Raw genomic sequence first — 15,065 nt, forward strand, 5'->3', positions numbered from 1 at the left:
CAGCGTACTGGCGTACGCCCCTTGGCGATCAGCGCTCTTGTCAGAGCGTGCCCGACTCCTTGATGGCGATCTTGGCGGCGGTCGCGCCATTGCGGGAGCCCAGGGCCTCGACCTGCTTGACGATCTCCTGGCCCTCGACGACCTCACCGAAGACGACGTGCTTGCCGTCCAGCCAGTCGGTGACGATGGTGGTGATGAAGAACTGCGAACCGTTGGTGTTCCGGCCGGCGTTGGCCATGCTCAGCAGGAACGGACGGTCGTGCTTGAGGGTGAAGTTCTCATCCGCGAACTTCTCGCCGTAGATGCTCTTGCCGCCGGTGCCGTTGTGGTTGGTGAAGTCACCGCCCTGGAGCATGAACGCGGGGATGACCCGGTGGAACGTGGACCCCGCGTAGCCGAACCCGTTCTCCCCCGTGGCCAGCTCGCGGAAGTTCCGCGCCGTCTTCGGCACGACGTCGTCGAACAGCTTGAAGACGATCCGGCCGATGGGCTCGTCGTTGACGGTGATGTCGAAGTAGACGTTGGCCCCGGTCTCAGCCATGACGGTGCTCCTTGCAAATAGGTAGGAAAAACGGGTTGATGACCCGGGAGAGCTTAACGTCCGGGCCTGCGCGTTCCGTCACGGGAAACAGAAAAACCCCAGCTCAGCTGGGGTTTCCGGTGGTGTCCGAGGGGGGACTTGAACCCCCACGCCCGATAAAGGGCACTAGCACCTCAAGCTAGCGCGTCTGCCATTCCGCCACCCGGACAGGGTGTGTCCCGCAGGTTTCCCTGCGGCGACGTGGATAACGATACCAAGGTTTTGGAGTGCGTTTCACCTGCTCATCCGTCCGGTGGCAGGGCATAAGCGCCGTTTATGCCCGGGCGTCCGCCGGCGGGGCGGGCGCCCGGGTGCCGAGGCGTGCGGGTCAGTCCGGCATGAGGTGGTAGTCGGGGAAGTTGCCGGGGAGGCGCTCACCGGCGGGGCCTTCGGTGACGGCCCGGACGAGCAGCTCGCCGCCGACGAAGGCGCCGCGCCAGGAGGCTCCGAAGCCGCCGAACAGCTCGTCCCGGTCGCCGCGTGAGCGCGGCTTGCCGTGGCCGACCTTGAAGGCGCGGATCTGCGGGGCGAGGCGGTCGAAGGTGGCCTGGTCGTCGCAGGAGAGGGTGGCCACCAGGGCGCCGTTGCTGGCGTTCATCGCGGCCAGCAGCTCGGCCTCGGTGTCGACCAGCACGATGGTGTCGACCGGGCCGAAGGGCTCCGCGTGGTGCAGGGGGGAGGTGGAGGGCGGGCCCAGCAGGGTGACGGGGGCGACGTACGCGGACAGGTCCTGGCCGGGGAGGAAGGGGCCGGTGGACAGGTCGGCCCGGTGCAGCGGCACGGCGCCACGGTCGATGGCCTCGGTCACCTGGTCGGTGAGCTCCTTGGCCTTGGCGGCGTTGATCAGCGGGCCGAAGTCGAGCTCGGGGAGGTCGTCGGCGGGGTCGGCGACGGCGAGCGGGTGGCCGACCGTCACGGACCGGACGGCGGGCAGGTAGGCCGCGAGGAAGGCGTCGAACGCGGAGCGCTGGACGACGAAGCGCGGGTAGGCGGTGCAGCGCTGCTTGCCGTAGTCGAAGGTCTTGCGGATCTGCGCGGCCAGGCCGTCCCAGTCGGTGGAGTTCCACACGCCCCAGGTGTTGAGGCCCTCCTGTTCGAGGATGTGCCGTTTGCCGAGGTCGGCGACGGCGGTGGCCACCCGGGCTCCGGTGTAGCGGCCGCCGACGAAGGAGACGCAGCCCACCTCCGGGGAGCGGACCAGGGCCTCGGAGAGCTCGCCGCCGCTGCCGCTGACCAGGGTGACCGGCAGGCCCTCGCGGGCGGCGAGCGCGGAGGCGAGGGTGAGGCAGGCCACGCCGCCGTCGGTGGGGGTCTTGGCGATGACGGCGTTCCCGGCGAGCGCCTGCACCAGCATGGCGTGGACCAGGACGCTCATCGGGTAGTTCCAGCTGGCGATGTTGGAGACCGGTCCGGGGAGCGGGCCGCGCCCGTCCAGCATGCGGTCGATCTCCGCGACGTACCAGCGCACGCCGTCGATGGCGCGGTCCACGTCCGCCTGGGCGAGCCGCCAGGGCTTGCCGATCTCCCAGACGAGAAGCAGGGCGAGGAGTTCGCGGTGCTCGGTGAGGGCGTCCAGGGCCGCGCCGACCCGGGCCTTGCGCTCCGGCAGGGCGAGCTGCCGCCAGGCGCGGTGCTGGTCGAGGGAGGCGCGCACCGCCTGGCGGGCGGTGTCGGCGTTCAGCCGTGGCGGGCCGGCGATCGGGGTGCCGTCGACGGGGCTGGTGGCGGGCAGGGCGCGTCCGTCGGCCTGCCAGGCGCCGTTCCAGTGGTTGAGGACTCGGTCGTCCCGGAACGCCTCGGGGGCGGCGGCCAGGCAGCGCTGCCAGGCGTCGACCCAGGCGGTGCCGGGCTTGAGGATCAGGTTGGGTGCCATCAGTGTCTCCGCTCTCGATATACGGGCGGGGCGGGAGGTGGCGCTTGGATCTGGGACGGTAGCCGCCCGGACCTGGGGCGGTCCTCGAATCCGGTCGGCTATGGCTCACATCACTCGGGCCGGTGGGGTGAGACGGGGCCCTTCGGGCGTGCAGGACAATGTGATCGAAAAGAAGGCCGCCGCACCACGGGAGAAACCCCTCGTGGCCCGTGGGCGGGGATGCGCGCACGAGGAGTGAGATGGGACGGGTCACCGAGCGACGGCGGGTCATCCGGGTCCGGGACGGCCAGGTCAGCGCGCGTCCGGACACCCTGGTCGCCGAGGAGCCGCTGGAGATCCGGCTGAACGGCCGGCCGCTGGCGATCACCATGCGGACCCCGGGCGACGACTTCGCGCTGGCCGCCGGTTTCCTGGTCAGCGAGGGCGTGCTGGGGCGGGCCGAGGAGCTGGCGAACATCGTCTACTGCGCGGGGGCGACGGACGAGGGGGCCAACACCTACAACGTGGTGGACGTGCGCCTGGCGGACGGCGTCCCGGTCCCCGACATCACCTTGGAGCGCAACGTCTACACCACCTCGTCGTGCGGGCTGTGCGGCAAGGCGAGCCTGGAGGCGGTGCGCACCACGGCCCGCTGGCCGGTCGGTGACGAGGAGGGTGCCCCGGTACGGGTCTCCCCGGCGACGCTGTCCGCGCTGCCCGACCGGCTCCGCGCCGCCCAGCGGGTGTTCGACCGGACCGGTGGTCTGCACGCCGCCGCGCTCTTCACCCCGGAGGGGGAGCTGCTCGACGTCCGGGAGGACGTGGGCCGGCACAACGCGGTGGACAAGCTGATCGGGCGGGCCCTCCAGCAGGGGCTGCTGCCGCTGTCCGAGGCAGTGCTACTGGTCTCCGGCCGGGCCTCCTTCGAGCTGGCGCAGAAGGCGGTGATGGCGGGCATCCCGTTCCTCGCGGCGGTCTCCGCGCCGTCCTCGCTGGCCGTGGATCTGGCCGCCGAGACCGGTCTGACGCTGGTCGGCTTCCTGCGCGGCGCGGACATGAACGTCTACGCCGGCGAGCACCGGATCGCACTCGCGAGCCGCTGACCGCACCCGCCGGGCGCCCGGTTCCGGTGAGCGCGACGGTCCGGCAGTAGACTCCGACGCCGGACTCTGACATCCGCTGGAAGGTCGAAGGGCGGGAAGACCGTATGCGCATCGGGGAGCTGTCCCGGCGGACCGGAGTGAGCGAGCGGCTGCTGCGCTACTACGAGGAGCAGGGGCTGCTGGAGCCGGAACGGCTGCCCAGCGGGTACCGCGACTACCGCGAGTCCGACGTCGGCACGGTGCACCGCGTCCGCGCCCTGCTCGCCGCCGGGCTCTCCACGGCCACCATCGCCCAGGTCCTGCCGTGTCTGCGGGAGGACGGGGAGCGCCTGGTGCCCACCTGCCCGGATCTGATCGCCGAACTGCTCCGCGAGCGGGACCGGATGACCTCCGCCATCGAGGAGTTGCAGACCTCCCGCTCGCTGCTCGACACCGTCATCTCGGCGGGCCGGAAGAAGCTCGTCGGCTGATCGGCAAGCCCGTCCGCCGACCACGGCCACGGCAACCGAAGGCAGCCCGTCCGGTGACCGTGGCTCCGGCGGGCCGGGGAACCCCGTCAGCTGTCGGCGGCGCCGGCGGGCCGGTCCTCGCAGCCCGCCTCGGGGCCGACGATACGGGCGAGCAGCGCCACCAGTTGGGCGCGCTCCTCGGCGGTGAGCGGCGCGGTCAGCTCGTCGTTGGCCTCGTCACCCAGCTTCTCGGTGCGGCGCAGCCGCCGCTTCCCGGCGGCGGAGACGGTGATGGCGTACCTGCGCCGGTCCTGGGGGTCGGGGCTGCGGGTGACCAGCCCCTCCGCCACCAGATCCGCCACGATGCCGACCATGTCCTTGGGGTCGATCCGCAGAGCGCGCCCGAGCTCCGCCTGGGAGACGGGCCCGAGTTCGGCGACCGCGGAGAGCACGGCGTGATGCATCATCCGCATGCCCTCGCGGGCCAGCGCCTCGGCGACGAGCCGGTGACCGCGGGCGGCGGCGCGGCCCAGCAGCCAGCTGGGCAGGGCACGGATCCGGGTGGGCGCGAAGGGGGTGTCGGCCATGCGCCCAGCCTACCCGGACCGTGGGTGTCCCCCACGATCCAGGAAACCGTTGGACTTCCCAACGATCTATCACTTAACGTTGGTACTCCCAACGATTTCGGAGGTGCTGATGCGTCGCGTTCGGTTTCACGAGTACGGCGGTCCCGAAGTGCTGCGCGTCGAGGAGGCGGAGGTCCCCGAGCCCGGCCCCGGTGAGCTGCTGGTGCGCACCGAGGCGATCGGGGTCACCCTGCCGATGGTCCGCAAGGTGCGCGACGGCGGGGTGCCGCTGCCCGGGGTGCTCGGCGGCGAGGTGGCCGGGGAGGTGACCGCGCTCGGCGCGGGGGTCACCGGCTTCGCCGTCGGCGACCGCGTCACCGGCCTGTGCTTTCGCGACGCCTACGCCGAACAGGCCGTCATCGCCGCGGCGATGGCCACCCCGATCCCCGAGGGCGCGCGCGCCGCCGATGCGGTCGCCCTGGTCCGCGGCGGCCTGGTGGCCCTCGGCGCGTACACCGCGGCCCGCCCCGAGCCGGGGGAATCGGTCCTGATCACGGCCGCGGCCAGCGGCGTGGGTCATCTCGCCGTGCAGCTCGCCAGGGCGCGCGGCGCCTCGCGGGTGGTCGCCGCCGCCGGCTCCCCGGCGAAGGCGGAGTTCCTGCGCGGCCTGGGCGCCGACGAGGTGGTCGGCTACGCGGACGCGTCCTGGGGCGAGCCGGTGGACATCGTGCTGGACGCGGTCGGCGGCGACCTCCTCGCCCCCGCGGTGGCCGCGCTCGCCCCCGGCGGCCGGCTGGTCGCCTACAGCTCCGGCGGCGGCACCATCTCGGCGTACGACCTGCTGGTGGGCGGCAAGACGGTCACCGGCTTCCAGATGGCCCTCGTCGCCAGGGAGCGGCCCGAGCTGACGGAGCGTTGGCGTCAGGAGCTGTGGGCGCTGTGGGCGGACGGACGGCTGCGGGCGGCCGTCCACGCCGAGATCCCCCTGGAGCAGGCCGCCACCGCGCACGCCATCATCGAATCACGGGCCAATACCGGGAAGGTCGTGCTCGTTCCCTGAGTCGCCACGCGTCGGCGGTGGCGTCAGCACCGCGACCACCGGCTCACCCAACCGGCCCATTTCTATGGAAATGTGACGCACGGTCCTTGTAGGGCGGTGGGGTAGACGGGACACTTCGGAGCAGCGCAGTCGGGACGTGGGATGTCTTGATGTCCAGATGTCGTTGAAGGGTCGGTCGACCATGGCGTCAGATCTTCGTGCTCGCTCCAGAAGCCCATGGCTCCACCGCGCGTGGGTGATACTCGCCGCCGCGCTACTCGCCCTCCTTCCCCTTCCGGTACGGGCCGTGGACGCCGATGATTCGGCATCCGCGGCCCGTACCGGCTTCGAGCAGCAGGTCCTGTTCAAGTCTTCCCTGGAACACGGCTATTCCTGCTTCCGCATTCCGGCGATCGTGAAGTCGACCGACGGCACCCTGCTCGCCTTCGCCGAGGGCCGGGTCGACAACTGCGGCGACGCCGGCGACGTCGACCTGGTGCTCAAGCGCTCCACCGACGGCGGCCGCACCTGGGGTCCGCTCCAGGTGATCGACGAGGGAGGGGGCGACACCCACGGGAACCCGGCGCCCATCGTGGACACCCGCACCGGGCGGATCGTGCTCGCCAGCACCTACAACACCGGACGCGACGACGCGCAGAGCTGCGACATCCCCTGCGACCGCTCCCCGCACCTCCAGTACAGCGACGACGACGGACGCACCTGGTCCCGGCCGACCGACCTGAGCGACTCGATCATGCCGCCGCACTGGAACTCCTGGTACGCCACCGGCCCGGTGCACGGCATCCAGCTCACCCACGGCAAGTACCGCGGGCGCCTGGTCTTCAGCGTCAACACCGAGACCCACGACGGCGTCCGGGTCACCCACAACCACGCCGCCCTGATCTACAGCGACGACGGCGGCGCGCGCTGGCGGATCGGCGCGGTCGACACCTGGCCGATCGCCCCCGACGGGACCTTCCGTCAGAAGCCCTCCGAGATGACCCTGGTGGAACGCGCGGACGGCTCCATCTACGTCAACGGGCGCGAGCAGGACGGCACCGACCTCGGCCACCGCGACTTCGCGATCAGCCGGGACGGTGGCGCCAGCTTCGCCGCGCCCTTCCGCACCATCCCCGACCTCTACACCCCGCAGGTGCAGGCGTCCCTGCTGCGGCTGCGCAGCGAGGCCGAGGACGGCTACAGCCGGCTGCTGTTCGCCGCCCCCGGCGACCCGGACCGGCGCCGGACCATGATGATCCGCTCCTCCTGGGATGAGGCGGCCACCTGGGACGGCGCCGACCGCGGCAAGGTGGTGACCACCGACTGGTCGGGCTACTCCGACATGGTGGCCATCTCCCATGACGAGGTCGGCCTGGTCTACGAGGGCGGCGCGGTCGACGCGCGGGACGAGATCCGCTTCGCCCGCTTCACCGAGGACTGGCTCGGCGCGCGCCGCGGCCCGGACCCGAAGACCCGGGACCGGGCGCCGGGTGCCCGCCCGGCCACGGTGCTCGGCGGCGCGCGGGAGACCGAGGGCCGGTTCGGCGGGGCGCAGGACTTCGACGGCCAGGACGACGCCGTCCGCCTCCCCTACCGGTCGGCGCTGCCGCTGGGCACCCGGGACTTCAGCGTGAGCCTGTGGTTCCGCTACTCCGCCACCTCGGGGCAGCATCCGTTCCTGTGGATGGGCGGCATCGGCAACCGGCAGCCGCAGGTGTGGCTGCGCGGGGAGCCCGGCGCGGGCCGGATCCGGGCGCTGATCACCACGGTGAACGGCAGCGTACCGCCCACCAGCGCGTCGGTGAGCACCGGGCAGGCGTACAACGACGGGCAGTGGCACCATCTGGCGCTGCGCCGCACCGGCGGCCGGCTGAGCGTCGAGGTGGACGGCGAGGCGGCGATATCCGCGCCGGACGTGCCCGGCACCGTCAGCCGCACCTCCCCCTTCGGCGTCCATCTCGGGCAGGCCGTCGACGGTCGGTCCCACCTCACCGGCGCCCTGGACGAGGTCCGGGTCTACGGCCGGGCGCTGACCGACACCGAGCTGCGGTGGATACGCGAGTTCAACGCCCCGCTGGACGACCGGGGCAGCGGTGTGGTGCTGCGGCTGCCGCTGAACGGGATTCAGCGGGCCGATGGCTGACCGGCACGGGCGCCGCCCCCGCTTCCGGTCTCGCGTGCGGCCTCGTTTCCGGTCTCGCCTGCGGCCCCGGCTGGCGGCTCGGCCTGAATCCCACCTCGGGCCTCGGCTTCGGCGGCGAGGCGTCTGGCCAGCACCGCGCAGACCATCAGCTGCAGCTGGTGGAAGAGCATCAGCGGCAGCACCGCCAGGCTCGCGTCCGGCCCGAAGAGCACACTCGCCATCGGCAGACCGGCCGCCAGGCTCTTCTTCGAACCGGCGAACGCGATCGCGATCCGGTCCGGACGGGCGAAGCCCAGTCGCTGCGAGCCGTACCAGGTCAGCGTCAGCATCACGGCCAGCAGCACCGCCTCCACCCCGAGCAGCGCGGCCAGCCGGGGCGGCGAGACCTGCTGCCAGACTCCCGCGGCCATGCCCTCGCTGAACGCGGCGTACACCACGAGCAGGATCGAGCCCCGGTCGGCGTAGCCGAGGGGCTTGCGGTGCCGGGCGAGGAACGGGCCGACCCAGCGGCGCAGCAGCTGCCCGGCCAGGAAGGGCGCGAGCAGCTGGAGCGCTATGCGCAGCAGCGCGTCGGCCGAGAAGCCGCCGCCCTGGCCACTGCCCAGCAGGGCGGCGGCCAGCAGCGGGGTGATCACGATGCCGACCAGGCTGGAGAAGGAGCCCGCGCAGATCGCGGCCGGCACATTGCCACGGGCGATGGAGGTGAAGGCGATCGAGGACTGGATGGTGGACGGCACCAGGCACAGGAACAGCAGTCCGCGGGCGAGCTGATCGGTCAGCAGCTGCGGCGGCAGCGCGCCGGCGGCCAGGCCGAGTGCTGGGAAGACCACGAACGTGCAGGTCAGGACGGTCAGGTGGAGCCGCCAGTGGCGCAGGCCGGCCAGCATCTCGGCGGCCTGGAGCCGGGCGCCGTAGAGGAAGAACAGGGCGGCGACGGCGACGGTGGCCGAGGAGTCGGCGACCGGCGCGGCACCGCCGGTGGCGGGCAGCAGCGCGGCCAGCCCGACGGTGCCGAGCAGCGCGAGGACGTATCCGTCCACCGGCAACCGGAACCCGAGCCAGGACCGGGACCGGAACCGGGACGGGGGCGGGGGCGGGGAGGACGCGCGGCGGGTCATGGGCCCAGCCTCCCGCCCCTGCCGGCCATCGGGAATCCCGCTCACCGCTCTGACTGTCATCACGGTGCGCGATGACCGGCCTAGACTGGGCATATGTTCGACCCCGTGCTGCTGCGCACCTTCCGCACCGTGGCGCAGACGCTGAGCTTCACCCGCGCCGCGCAGCGCCTGGGGCTGCGGCAGTCCACGGTCAGCCAGCAGATCCGCAGGCTGGAGGCGGTGGCCGGGCGCCGGCTGTTCAACCGCGACACGCACGGCGTGGAGCTGACGGAGGACGGCGAGGCGATGCTCGGCTTCGCCCGCACCATCCTGGAGGCGAACGAGCGGGCCGCGAGCTGGTTCACCGGCACCCGGCTGCGCGGACGGCTGCGGTTCGGCGCGTCCGAGGACTTCGTGCTGACCCGGCTGCCGGAGATCCTGGAGGGCTTCCGCCGCGACCATCCCGAGGTCGACCTGGAGCTGACCGTCGAGCTCTCCGGCACGCTGCTGAAGCGGCTACGGGCCGGGCAGCTGGACCTGGTGCTGGCCAAGCGGTCCGAGGACGGGCCGCAGGGGCAGCTGGTGTGGCGGGACAAGCTGGTGTGGATCGCCGGCGAGCGGCTGCGGATCGACCCCGACCGCCCGCTTCCGCTGATCGTCTTCCCACCACCCGGTCTGACCCGCGCCCGGGCCCTGGAGGTCCTGGAGCGGCACGGCCGGCCCTGGCGCATCGTCTGCACCAGCGGCAGCCTCAACGGTCTGGTGGCCGCGGCCCGGGCCGGGCTGGGCGTGATGGCGCACACCGGTGGCTTGATTCCACCGGGTCTGGCGCGGGTGCCGGAGCGGGCCGGACTGCCGGATCTCGGCCCGGTGGACTTCGTCCTGCTGCACGGGGAGCGCGGCCGGCGGGACGCGGCGGTGCAGGAGGCGGCGGACGCGCTCGCCGCGGCGGTACTGGCGGGCGGCGACCGGCTGCACCGGACGCCGCCCGGATAGCCGCCACCGCCGCGCCCCGCCCGCGCCGCTCCACGCGCGGCGCGGACCCGGGCTCCTGACCGTGCCGGGCAGGCGGCTTGAATTCGACGGTCATGTGCCGTGTCCGGGAAGATTCGGTGCAGAAATCCCGGCCGAGAACAGCCGTCCTGGGCTCTCTTCCCGCCGGCGGACGCCCGGCGTTCCCCGAAGTCGCCCGGTTTACCCCACTGACCAGGGCATATGCACGTACGTTCCGGGTATGGACATCCCTCCCGCCACCGCTCACTATCGGGTACGGTCACGGCGCTGTGCGGAGCGCTTCGAGGAGCACGTCATTGCACGAGATCACCGTCCCTGCGTTGGTGACGGCCCCCCACGTCGGAGGGCTGGCGGACGCCGTCTTCGATCATGCCGCCGAGCAGCCCGACCGGGTCGCCCTCGCCCGCAAGACGGCCGACGGCCGGTGGCGGAACGTGACGGCCGCCGAATTCCGCGACGAGGTGCTCGCGCTCGCCAAGGGGCTGCTGGCGCAGGGGGTGCGGTTCGGCGACCGGGTGGCGATCATGTCCCGCACCCGCTACGAGTGGACCCTCTTCGACTTCGCGATCTGGTCGATCGGCGCCCAGAGCGTGCCGCTGTATCCGACTTCCTCCGCCGAGCAGGTCTTCTGGGCGCTGCATGACTCCGGGGTCTCGGCGTGCCTGGTCGAGCACGAGGACCACGCCATGACGGTCGGCTCGGTGATCGACCGGCTGCCCCGCCTGGCCAGCCTGTGGCAGCTGGACGCGGACGCGCTGACGGAGCTGGTCGGGTCAGGCAGCCATCTGGATGACGAGGTCGTGGAGCGACACCGGCGGGCACTCACCCCGGACACGGTCGCGACCATCATCTACACCTCGGGCACCACCGGCCGGCCCAAGGGCTGCGTGATCACCCATGCCAATCTGATGGCGGAGTGCGACAACATCGTCGCCCGCTACGAGGACGTCTTCCACACCAAGCCGGGTGACGAGGCCGCCACCCTCCTCTTCCTGCCGCTGGCCCACGTCTTCGGCCGCATGGTGCAGGTGGCCGCCATCCGCGGCCGGGTCAAACTCGCCCACCAGCCGGATCTCAGCGCCACCGCGCTCCTGCCCGACCTGCGGAGCTTCCGGCCGACCTTCATCCTGGCCGTGCCGTACATCTTCGAGAAGGTGTTCGCGGCGGCCCGGCGCAGGGCCGAGGCCGAGGGCAAGGTCGGCCCGTTCGACAAGGCGGTCGAGGTGGCGGTGCGGTACGCCGAGGCGCTGGAGGCCAAGGCGTTCGGCACCGGACCGGGGCCGGGCACCGCGCTCCGCGTCCAGCACCAGGTGTTCGACAAGCTGGTGTACGGCAAGGTGCGGGAGGCGATGGGCGGCCGGGTCCGGCACGCGATGTCCGGCGGCTCGGCCATGGAGCGGCGGCTCGGCCTGTTCTTCGCGGGCGCGGGGGTCATCATCTACGAGGGCTACGGCCTCACCGAGTCCACCGCCGCCGCCACCGCCAACCCCCCGGAGCAGACCCGCTTCGGCACGGTAGGCAAGCCGATCCCCGGCACCACGGTGCACATCGCCGAGGACGGTGAGATCTGGGTGCGCGGCGGGCAGATCTTCGCCGGCTACCTCGGCGACCCGAAGGCGACCGACGGGGTACTCAGAGACGGCTGGCTGGCCACCGGGGACCTGGGCGCCCTGGACGAGGACGGCTACCTCACCATCACCGGCCGGAAGAAGGAGGTGCTGGTGACCTCCGGCGGCAAGACCGTCTCCCCGATCGGGCTGGAGGAGCGGGTCCGCGCCCACCCGCTGGTGTCCCAGTGCATCGTGGTGGGCAACGACCGCCCGTTCATCGCCGCCCTGGTCACCCTCGATCCGGAGGCCGTCGAGCACTGGCTGCGGATGCGCGGCAAGCCTTCCATGGCGCCGGGCGAGCTGGTCCGCGACCCCGATCTGGAGACCGAGATCCGGCGTGCGGTGGTCGCCGCCAACACCCTGGTCTCGCAGGCGGAGTCGATCCGCACCTTCCGGATCCTCGCCGCGCAGTTCACCGAGGACCACGGTCTGCTGACACCGTCGCTGAAGCTGAAGCGCAAGGCGATCGAGCAGGCGTACGCCGTCGAGGTCGAGGCGCTTTACCACGGCTGACCGACGCGGCCCCGCCCGCGGCGGCCGGTGTCCGCCGCGCCGGCGGCCCCGCGCGGCCGGCGGAAAACCGGACCGCTGCCGGACGGCACGTGTATTGCCCGCCCACCCCGGCGGCCATAACTTTCCGCCATGGAACTGGAGCTGCGGCACCTGAGGGCGATCCGGGCGATAGCGGATGCGGGGAGCCTCACCAAGGCGGCCACCGCCCTCGGCTTCGCGCAGCCCGCGCTCAGCACGCAGCTCAAGCGGATCGAGCGCGCCCTCGGCGGCCCCCTCTTCCACCGCGACCGCAACGGTGCCCGCCCCACGCCGCTGGGCGAACTGGTGCTGGAACGGGCGCGGGTGCTGCTGCCCGCCGCCGCCGAACTCCAGCAGGAGGCCGTCCGGTTCGCCAACGCCTGTGCGCAGGTGGAGCGTTTCCGGCTCGGCGCCAGCCACGGCCCGCTGCTCGGCGGGTTGGTCGACCGGCTGGCGACCGCTCATCCCGCCGTGCCGGTCACCACCCACACCTCCTGGTCGGCGAGCGAGATCAGCACCATGGTGATCGAGGGCCGGCTGGACTTCGCGCTGCTGGGCACCTGCGGGCTGAGCGCCCCGCCCGCCGCCGAGGAACTGATCTGGCAGCCGGTGGGCACCGACCCGGTGTTCGTGATGCTCAGCGAGACGCATCCGCTCGCCGGCCGGGCTGAGCTGGAGCTGAGCGAGCTGGCCGGCGAGTCCTGGTCCGACGTGCCGGGCGAGGGCTGCTTCGCCGACTGCTTCGCCGCCGCCTGCGCCCGCGCGGGATTCACCCCGCTGTCCGTCTTCGAGACCGACACCGCCGCCTGTGTCCATCTGGCCCAGGTGGGGCGGGCGGTGGGGCTGTGCCGGGCGACCTTTCCACCGACCCCCGGTGTGGTGATCCGGCCACTGGCCGGCGCCCCGCTCAGCTGGCGCCATCTGCTCGGCTGGCACCCGGGCGCGCCCGCCGCCGGCACCGCGCCCGCGGTGGTCGGTCAGGCGCGGGCCGCCCACGCGGACGCGGTGCGGCGCAGCCCGGTGTACGAGGGGTGGCTGGCCGCCCGGTCGCGGCACGAGCTGTTCGGCACCGCCGCGCCCGCGGCACCGTGAGCTCCACCGGCGGTGGGGCGGCGGTGGCGGCACCCGGAAGCAGTGGCGGAGGCGGCGCCCGGAAGCGGCGGAGGCGCGGCCATAACGCCGTGACATGGGTGAGGTGACAGGTCCGCGACGATGCGGACCGCACTACGGTGGCGCCTGCCACCCCCCAGCCGGGGTCCGCCCGCGCACCGCCCGCACACCCGCCACCGCCTGCCCCGCGCGGAGGTCGACAACCGGTGCGTACACCCCTGGCCGACCCGGTCCCGGCGCCGCCGCCCCTCCCCGGGTGGCGGCGCCTCTCAGCGCGCCGCGCGGGTCACGACCGGTGGGCGCCGTGCGCGGGGGCGATCTCCTCGATCCGGCGGGCCAGTTCGACGTCGAGATCGGTGACCTTCCCACCCGCGCTGTGCGTGTTCATCGAGACGGCGACCGTGTTGTAGCCCAGCGTCAGATCGGAGTGGTGGTTCAGCTCGTCCTGGATCCGGGCGATCTGGCCGACCAGGGAGGCCGCCGCGAGATGGCCGTCGAAGGCGTAACTGCGGGTGAGCCGGTCGTCCTCGGCCGACCAGCCCGGCAGATCCCCCAGCCGTTCCTCGATCTCCTGCTGCGAGAGCGGTGCGACTGCCATGGCGCGTCCATTCCCTTCCTCACGGCTTCGGGTTCCACGGCCGCACGGGGCCTGCCGGCCGCTTAAGCTCACCGATGGCTCCAGCCTGCCATGCCGCTCCCGGCTCCGCGCGCGGACTCCGACAGGAGTTCGGTTACCGTCTGGCCATGACGACTCTCGCGGTCGCCCCCGGTGTGGGCACCATGCTGCGTGAATGGCGGGACCGGCGCCGGATCAGCCAGCTGGAGCTGGCGCTGCGCGCCGACTCCTCCGCACGCCACATCAGTTTCATCGAGACCGGCCGGTCGCGGCCGAGCCAGGAGATGGTGCTGAGACTGGCGGACCACCTGGACGTGCCGGTCCGGGAGCGGAACGCGCTGCTGGTCGCGGCCGGTTACGCCCCTCACTACCCCGAGACGGCCCTGGACGCGCCCGAGATGGGCACCTTGCGCGCGAACCTGGAGCGGCTGCTGGCCGGTTTCGAGCCGTATCCGGCGCTCGTCGTCGACGCCACGTACACCGTCATCGCGGCCAACCGGGGCATCTCACTGCTCCTGGACGGCGTCGCGGAGCATCTGCTCCAGCCGCCGCTGAACGCGATGCGCCTCACCCTGCACCCCCAGGGCCTCGCGCCGCGCATCCGCAACCTGCGGGAGTGGCGCGGCCATCTGCTCCACCAGATGGAGCGGCAGCTGGCGCTGCTCCGGTCGGCGCCGCTGCGCGCGCTGTTCGAGGAGGTCAGCGCGTACCCGCTGCCCCGGTCCGGGGGCGAGATGGCGGCCGGCGGCGGGGAGGACGCTCCGTTCGCGCTGCCGATGGTGATCGAGTACGAGGGACAGGTGCTGTCCTTCATCTCGACGATCGCCACCTTCAACACCCCGATGGACGTCACCGTCTCCGAGCTGGCCATCGAGACCTTCCTGCCGGCGGACCCGGAGACGGCGGCCTTCCTTCAGCTGCTGCCGCTCACGCTTGAGGAACCCGGTCCAGGAAACCCAGGACCGAGCGGATCCGGCCGTCCTCGGCCAGCGTGATCACATCGAACCCGGCGACCGGCGCCACCGACTCGTCCGCCACCGACACCAGCTCCCAGCTGAAGCGGGCGATGTCGTGGTGCCCGTCGATGGTGCCGGTCTGCCGGAAGGCGAAGCCGGGGAACTGCTCGTGGGCCCCGGCTATCACGGCGGCCACCTGCGCGTGTCCGCGCACATCGGCGAGCGGGTCGGTGTAGGAGCCGTCCTCGGTCCAGGCGGCGGCGACCGCCTTCGCGCGGACCTGCGGGTCGGTCGCGTTCCACGCCTCGAAGTAGCGGGCGACGGCGGCGGCGTACGGCGACTGGGTCATGGCGGTATCTCCTCCACGAGGCAACGGCACTGGTCTTCGGCCGGGTTCCG

Annotated in this window: 14 protein-coding genes and 1 tRNA gene; 8 read left to right on the forward strand and 7 right to left on the reverse strand. The window is 72.6% G+C overall.

Annotation, left to right across the window (positions count from 1 at the left end):
* Nucleotides 1-40: 40 nt before the first annotated feature.
* The 3 genes from AC4BDD_RS05145 to AC4BDD_RS05155 form a co-directional block, all read right to left on the reverse strand.
* Complete coding sequence (locus AC4BDD_RS05145) at nucleotides 41-541, reverse strand: peptidylprolyl isomerase (protein WP_490689768.1); 501 nt, start codon at nucleotides 539-541, stop codon at nucleotides 41-43.
* A 120-nt stretch (nucleotides 542-661) separates the two neighbouring features.
* Nucleotides 662-749: transfer RNA gene (locus tag AC4BDD_RS05150), tRNA-Leu, on the reverse strand.
* A gap of 159 nt (nucleotides 750-908) precedes the next feature.
* Nucleotides 909-2,453, reverse strand: a complete 1,545-nt coding sequence (locus AC4BDD_RS05155; RefSeq protein WP_490689769.1) for an aldehyde dehydrogenase family protein — start codon at nucleotides 2,451-2,453, stop codon at nucleotides 909-911.
* Between the two features lie 239 nt (nucleotides 2,454-2,692).
* On the opposite strand from AC4BDD_RS05155, the gene fdhD reads away from it, so the two are divergent.
* Entirely contained in the window at nucleotides 2,693-3,535 is an 843-nt protein-coding gene (fdhD, locus tag AC4BDD_RS05160; RefSeq protein ID WP_490689770.1) for a formate dehydrogenase accessory sulfurtransferase FdhD, read from the forward strand.
* 104 nt (nucleotides 3,536-3,639) lie between these two features.
* Nucleotides 3,640-4,005 (forward strand): MerR family transcriptional regulator, encoded by a 366-nt coding sequence (locus tag AC4BDD_RS05165; protein ID WP_490689771.1) that lies wholly within the window; start codon nucleotides 3,640-3,642, stop codon nucleotides 4,003-4,005.
* 86 nt (nucleotides 4,006-4,091) lie between these two features.
* Here the strand turns inward: AC4BDD_RS05165 and AC4BDD_RS05170 are convergent, their stop codons facing one another.
* The gene (locus AC4BDD_RS05170; protein ID WP_490689772.1) at nucleotides 4,092-4,571 is read right to left on the reverse strand and encodes a MarR family winged helix-turn-helix transcriptional regulator; all 480 of its coding nucleotides are present in this window, start codon (nucleotides 4,569-4,571) and stop codon (nucleotides 4,092-4,094) included.
* 109 nt (nucleotides 4,572-4,680) lie between these two features.
* Between AC4BDD_RS05170 and AC4BDD_RS05175 the strand changes: the two genes are divergently transcribed.
* On the forward strand, nucleotides 4,681-5,610 hold the full coding sequence (locus tag AC4BDD_RS05175; protein ID WP_490689773.1) for a quinone oxidoreductase family protein: 930 nt from the start codon (nucleotides 4,681-4,683) through the stop codon (nucleotides 5,608-5,610).
* 181 nt (nucleotides 5,611-5,791) lie between these two features.
* A complete protein-coding gene (locus AC4BDD_RS05180) occupies nucleotides 5,792-7,732 on the forward strand; it encodes an exo-alpha-sialidase (protein WP_490689774.1) in 1,941 nt (646 codons plus the stop codon).
* Here the strand turns inward: AC4BDD_RS05180 and AC4BDD_RS05185 are convergent.
* Complete coding sequence (locus tag AC4BDD_RS05185; RefSeq protein WP_490689775.1) at nucleotides 7,714-8,850, reverse strand: bile acid:sodium symporter family protein; 1,137 nt, start codon at nucleotides 8,848-8,850, stop codon at nucleotides 7,714-7,716. The genes AC4BDD_RS05180 and AC4BDD_RS05185 overlap by 19 nt on opposite strands.
* 93 nt (nucleotides 8,851-8,943) lie before the next feature.
* On the opposite strand from AC4BDD_RS05185, the gene AC4BDD_RS05190 reads away from it, so the two are divergent.
* The 3 genes from AC4BDD_RS05190 to AC4BDD_RS05200 all read left to right on the forward strand — a co-directional run bounded on the left by AC4BDD_RS05190 (nucleotide 8,944) and on the right by AC4BDD_RS05200 (nucleotide 13,076).
* Nucleotides 8,944-9,825, forward strand: coding sequence for a LysR substrate-binding domain-containing protein (locus AC4BDD_RS05190; RefSeq protein ID WP_490689776.1), 882 nt, complete (start codon nucleotides 8,944-8,946; stop codon nucleotides 9,823-9,825).
* A 314-nt stretch (nucleotides 9,826-10,139) separates the two neighbouring features.
* On the forward strand, nucleotides 10,140-11,966 hold the full coding sequence (locus AC4BDD_RS05195) for an AMP-dependent synthetase/ligase (protein WP_490689777.1): 1,827 nt from the start codon (nucleotides 10,140-10,142) through the stop codon (nucleotides 11,964-11,966).
* 129 nt (nucleotides 11,967-12,095) lie between these two features.
* Nucleotides 12,096-13,076 (forward strand): LysR family transcriptional regulator, encoded by a 981-nt coding sequence (locus AC4BDD_RS05200; RefSeq protein WP_490689778.1) that lies wholly within the window; start codon nucleotides 12,096-12,098, stop codon nucleotides 13,074-13,076.
* Nucleotides 13,077-13,380: 304 nt separating this feature from the next.
* On the opposite strand, the gene AC4BDD_RS05205 is transcribed toward AC4BDD_RS05200, so the two are convergent.
* On the reverse strand, nucleotides 13,381-13,692 hold the full coding sequence (locus AC4BDD_RS05205; RefSeq protein ID WP_490689779.1) for a 4a-hydroxytetrahydrobiopterin dehydratase: 312 nt from the start codon (nucleotides 13,690-13,692) through the stop codon (nucleotides 13,381-13,383).
* Between the two features lie 146 nt (nucleotides 13,693-13,838).
* On the opposite strand from AC4BDD_RS05205, the gene AC4BDD_RS05210 reads away from it, so the two are divergent.
* Complete coding sequence (locus tag AC4BDD_RS05210; RefSeq protein ID WP_490689780.1) at nucleotides 13,839-14,705, forward strand: helix-turn-helix domain-containing protein; 867 nt, start codon at nucleotides 13,839-13,841, stop codon at nucleotides 14,703-14,705.
* Here the strand turns inward: AC4BDD_RS05210 and AC4BDD_RS05215 are convergent.
* Nucleotides 14,638-15,015: a nuclear transport factor 2 family protein gene (locus AC4BDD_RS05215; protein WP_490689781.1), complete on the reverse strand. Its 378-nt coding sequence runs from the start codon at nucleotides 15,013-15,015 to the stop codon at nucleotides 14,638-14,640. The two genes, AC4BDD_RS05210 and AC4BDD_RS05215, sit on opposite strands and share 68 nt — an antisense overlap.
* Between the last annotated feature and the right edge of the window lie 50 nt (nucleotides 15,016-15,065).

The sequence above is a fragment of the Streptomyces sp. JLBT605 genome, from assembly GCF_058215555.1.

Bases quoted from the DNA above. Each gene is read 5' to 3' on its own strand.
- AC4BDD_RS05145 (WP_490689768.1), bottom strand. From the start codon at position 541: ATGGCTGAGACCGGGGCCAACGTCTACTTCGACATCACCGTCAACGAC.
- AC4BDD_RS05155 (WP_490689769.1), bottom strand. From the start codon at position 2,453: ATGGCACCCAACCTGATCCTCAAGCCCGGCACCGCCTGGGTCGACGCC.
- fdhD (WP_490689770.1), top strand. From the start codon at position 2,693: ATGGGACGGGTCACCGAGCGACGGCGGGTCATCCGGGTCCGGGACGGC.
- AC4BDD_RS05165 (WP_490689771.1), top strand. From the start codon at position 3,640: ATGCGCATCGGGGAGCTGTCCCGGCGGACCGGAGTGAGCGAGCGGCTG.
- AC4BDD_RS05170 (WP_490689772.1), bottom strand. From the start codon at position 4,571: ATGGCCGACACCCCCTTCGCGCCCACCCGGATCCGTGCCCTGCCCAGC.
- AC4BDD_RS05175 (WP_490689773.1), top strand. From the start codon at position 4,681: ATGCGTCGCGTTCGGTTTCACGAGTACGGCGGTCCCGAAGTGCTGCGC.
- AC4BDD_RS05180 (WP_490689774.1), top strand. From the start codon at position 5,792: ATGGCGTCAGATCTTCGTGCTCGCTCCAGAAGCCCATGGCTCCACCGC.
- AC4BDD_RS05185 (WP_490689775.1), bottom strand. From the start codon at position 8,850: ATGACCCGCCGCGCGTCCTCCCCGCCCCCGCCCCCGTCCCGGTTCCGG.
- AC4BDD_RS05190 (WP_490689776.1), top strand. From the start codon at position 8,944: ATGTTCGACCCCGTGCTGCTGCGCACCTTCCGCACCGTGGCGCAGACG.
- AC4BDD_RS05200 (WP_490689778.1), top strand. From the start codon at position 12,096: ATGGAACTGGAGCTGCGGCACCTGAGGGCGATCCGGGCGATAGCGGAT.
- AC4BDD_RS05205 (WP_490689779.1), bottom strand. From the start codon at position 13,692: ATGGCAGTCGCACCGCTCTCGCAGCAGGAGATCGAGGAACGGCTGGGG.
- AC4BDD_RS05210 (WP_490689780.1), top strand. From the start codon at position 13,839: ATGACGACTCTCGCGGTCGCCCCCGGTGTGGGCACCATGCTGCGTGAA.
- AC4BDD_RS05215 (WP_490689781.1), bottom strand. From the start codon at position 15,015: ATGACCCAGTCGCCGTACGCCGCCGCCGTCGCCCGCTACTTCGAGGCG.